Source organism: Mesorhizobium sp. M7A.F.Ca.CA.001.10.2.1 (genome assembly GCF_003998575.1).
Lineage (GTDB): Bacteria > Pseudomonadota > Alphaproteobacteria > Rhizobiales > Rhizobiaceae > Mesorhizobium.
Window position 1 is genome coordinate 1 of the sequence record NZ_RZQY01000619.1, and the last position, 3,707, is coordinate 3,707.

The window sequence follows — 3,707 nt, forward strand, 5'->3', positions numbered from 1 at the left end:
GTGTTCGACTTCAGCCTGCAGGAAATTACCAATCATCTCGCGGGCTCCGTCGTCAGTTCCGGCACCGACCGGCTGGAGAATGCCGGCGCTCGCGGCACTCCGCAGATCGCCGCACCCGGGGCGGTCGACATGGTCGATCTGCCGACCTGGCAGGATTTGCCGGCTAAATTCTCGACGCGGCCCTTTCATGCCCACAACAGGCTGATCGCGTCGATCACCGTCGATGCCGACGATCGTCGGCAGGTCGCCAGGACCATCGCCGCCAAGCTCGGCGCCGCGAAAGGCCGCTCCGCCTTCATCCTGCCTACCGGCGGCATCCAGGAATGGGACGTGCAGGGCGAGCCGCTCTATGAACCCGAGGCTCTCGCGGCCTTCGCAGATGAAATGCGCAGGGCTATTCCCGCCGGGGTCGAGTTCCACGAGATCGACGCTCACATCAACAGCGACGACTTCGTCGGCAAGGCGCTCGAGATATTCGACCGCTGGGTCGAGGAAGGCATCGTCCCGCGCGGCAAGCCGGCCAAGGGAGTGGCAGCGTGAGCGCTGTTCCCGCCCAGGCGCTTGTCCTTGATTTCGGCGGCGTCGTCACCCGGACGCTGTTCGAGACGCATGCCTTGACCGAACAGGCGCTCGGCCTTGCGCCGGGAACGCTGCAATGGCGCGGGCCGTTCGATCCGGACAGCGATCCGCTGTGGCGCGCGATGCAGGCCGACGAGATCAGCGAGCGCGACTACTGGCGCTCCCGCACCAGTGAGGTCGGTCGGCTGGTCGGCGAGGACTGGCAGGCGATGGAGACCTTCGTCCAACGAGCGCGCGGCGCCGAGCCGGAAAAGGTGGTGCGGCCCGAGGCCGACAGCGCCATTCGCACGGTGCATGCGGCGGGTTTTCGGCTGGCGATCCTGTCAAACGAACTCGACCTGTTCTACGGCGCCGATTTCCGCCGGCGGCTGCCGTTGCTCGGCCTGTTCGACCTCATCGTCGACGCCACCTATACCGGCATCCTCAAGCCCGATCCACGCGCCTATGCCTTGGTCACCGAGGCGCTCGGCCTGCCTGCCGGCGCTTGCGTCTTCGTCGACGACCAGCAGCGCAATGTCGATGGCGGCTCTGCTGCCGGCATGCGCACGGTCCATTTCGACGTCGCTCGCCCGGCTCATTCCTATGCCGAGGCCCTCGGTCATTTCGGCCTCGTCCCAGTTGCCTGAGATTTTTTTGCGGAGTCCTCTATGCGCGACATCAATTTTCTCACCGAAACCAACGCCAAGCCGATCTGGCACCCGATGGCGCATCCGGCCGAGATGCGGGCCAACCCGCCAAAGGTGATCATGAAAGGCGAGGGTGTGATGGTCACCGACATCGCCGGCAACACCGTGCTCGACGCCGTCGGCGGCCTGTGGAACGTCAATCTCGGCTACAGCTGCGACCCGATCAAGCAGGCGATCGCCGACCAGCTTTCGGCGCTGCCCTATTATTCCGGCTTTCGCGGCACCTCGACCGGGCCGTCGATAGAACTCGCCTACGAACTCTGCGAATGGTTCGAGCCAGAAGGCATGGTGCGGACCTTCTTCACCTCGGGCGGCTCGGATTCAGTAGAAACGGCACTTCGGCTGGCCAGGCAATACTGGAAGATCCGCGGCCAGGCCGACCGGACAAAATTCCTCGCCCTGAAGAAGGGCTATCACGGCACGCATTTCGGCGGCGCGTCGGTTAACGGCAACGCCAATTTCCGTCGCAACTACGAGCCTCTGCTGCCCGGCGTCTTCCACATTCCCGCGCCCTGGACCTTCCGCAACCCGTTCGATGAGACCAACCCAGCGCGGCTGGCGAAACTGTGCGCCAAGGCGCTGGAGGACGAAATCGCCTTCCAGGGCGGCGACACCATCGCCGCTTTCATCATGGAGCCGGTTCTCGGCGCCGGCGGCGTCATCGTTCCGCATGAGAGCTTCATGCCACTGGTGCGTGAGATCTGCGACCGCCACGAGATCCTGCTGATCGCCGACGAGGTGGTGACGGGCTTCGGCCGCACCGGCGCATGGTCGGGCTCGCGTCTGTCCGGCGTGAAGCCGGATTTCATGACCATCGCCAAGGCGATCACGTCAGGCTATTTCCCGCTCGGCGCGACCTTGATCGGCGGAAAAGTCGCCGATGTCTTCGAGGCCGACAAGACCAGTTTTGGTGCGATCGGCCACGGCTATACCTATTCCGGCCACCCGGTCGGCTGCGCGGCGGGTCTGGCGGCGCTTGCCGAGACCAAACGGCTTCGCCTGAACGAGAACGCGGCGGCACGGGGCGTCGAACTCGCGGCCACGCTGGAGGGGCTGAAGGCCAGGCATGCGATCGTCGGCGATGTCAGGTACAAGGGCCTGATGGCGGCGCTGGAGCTGGTCTCGGACCGCACGACGAAAAAGCCGGCCGACAAGAAGACCATGGCCGTGGTTTCGGAGGCCGCCTATGAGGCCGGCGTCATGCTGCGTGTGTCGGGCAACACCATCATCCTGTCGCCGCCGCTCATCATCACCGCCGCCGATGTGACGAAGATTGGCGAAGCGCTGGATGCAGGCCTATCGAAGGCCTGACGGGTTAGCTGGACACAACGGAGTTTCAAGACGCAATGAGCCAATCGCAAGAAGCACTGGTTAGCCGGCGTTCCCGCCTGCTCGGCGCGAAATCGCAATTGTTCTACGACGAGCCCGTGCATCTGGTGCGCGGCGAAGGCGTCTGGCTCTACGATGCCGATGGTCGGAAATATCTCGACGCCTACAACAATGTCGCACATGTCGGCCACTGCCACCCGCATGTGGTCGAAGCCCTGTGCCGGCAGGCCAGCCTGCTCAACACCCACACGCGCTATCTGCACACCGCCATCCTTGATTATGTCGAGCGGCTGACCGCGACCTTCGATGCCAGCCTGTCGTCCGCCATCCTGACCTGCACCGGCAGTGAGGCCAACGACATCGCGCTGCGCATGGCGCAGGCCGCAACCGGCCGCATGGGCATCATCGCCACCGACGCCACCTACCATGGCAACACCACGGCGGTTTCGCAGCTCAGCACCCGCATGCCGCCGGTCGGCGGCCGCGCGCGCCAAGTGCGGCTGGTGCCGACGCCCGACAGCTATCGCCATCCCGATGCGACGGCCGACGGCAAGGCCTTTGGCGATGCGGTGCGGGGAGCCATCGCCGCGCTGGCAAAGGACGGCATCGGCCTGTCCGGCATCATTTTGTGCCCGCTGCTCGAAAATGAAGGCTTCCCGACGCTTCCCAGCGGATTTTTCGAAGACGCCGTGGCGGCGGTGCGTGAAGCGGGCGGGTTGGTCATCGCCGATGAGGTGCAACCTGGTTTCGGCCGTACCGGCAGCCATTTCTGGGGCCACCAGCGCGCTGGCTTCGTGCCCGACATCGTCACCATGGGCAAGCCGATGGGCAACGGCCATCCGGTCGCCGCGGTGGTCACCACCAAGGACACATTGGCGACCTTCCGCAACGCTTTCCGTTACTTCAACACCTTTGGCGGCAATCCGGTTTCCTGCGCGGTGGCCAATGCCGTCCTCGACGTCATCGAGCAGGAAGATCTCGTCGCCAACGCACGTGACGTCGGCGCCTATGCGCTCGGTCTGCTGCGCCCGCTGGCCGAGCGCCATGAATGCATCGGCGAGGTCAGGGGCGCCGGCCTGTTCTTCGGCGCCGAACTGGTTCACGACCGCGAGA

4 protein-coding genes are annotated in these 3,707 nt (G+C 65.1%); all 4 read left to right on the plus strand.

The features are described 5' to 3' along the window. Positions 1 to 540 (plus strand): Tm-1-like ATP-binding domain-containing protein (locus tag EN964_RS28525; protein WP_206528770.1); only part of this gene is annotated, 540 nt, incomplete at its 5' end. Next, the gene (locus EN964_RS28530; protein WP_127266751.1) at positions 537 to 1,205 is read left to right on the plus strand and encodes an HAD family hydrolase; all 669 of its coding nucleotides are present in this window, start codon (positions 537 to 539) and stop codon (positions 1,203 to 1,205) included. The genes EN964_RS28525 and EN964_RS28530, both read left to right, overlap by 4 nt. Positions 1,206 to 1,226: 21 nt before the next feature. After that, positions 1,227 to 2,576 (plus strand): aminotransferase class III-fold pyridoxal phosphate-dependent enzyme, encoded by a 1,350-nt coding sequence (locus tag EN964_RS28535; protein ID WP_127266752.1) that lies wholly within the window; start codon positions 1,227 to 1,229, stop codon positions 2,574 to 2,576. Between the two features lie 35 nt (positions 2,577 to 2,611). Then, positions 2,612 to 3,707, plus strand: a 1,096-nt coding sequence (locus EN964_RS28540; protein WP_127277013.1) for an aminotransferase class III-fold pyridoxal phosphate-dependent enzyme, incomplete at its 3' end; no start/stop codon positions are given.

What these genes read in the sequence shown, in the direction of transcription:
- EN964_RS28535 (WP_127266752.1), top strand. Translation starts at nt 1,227, where the DNA reads ATGCGCGACATCAATTTTCTCACCGAAACCAACGCCAAGCCGATCTGG.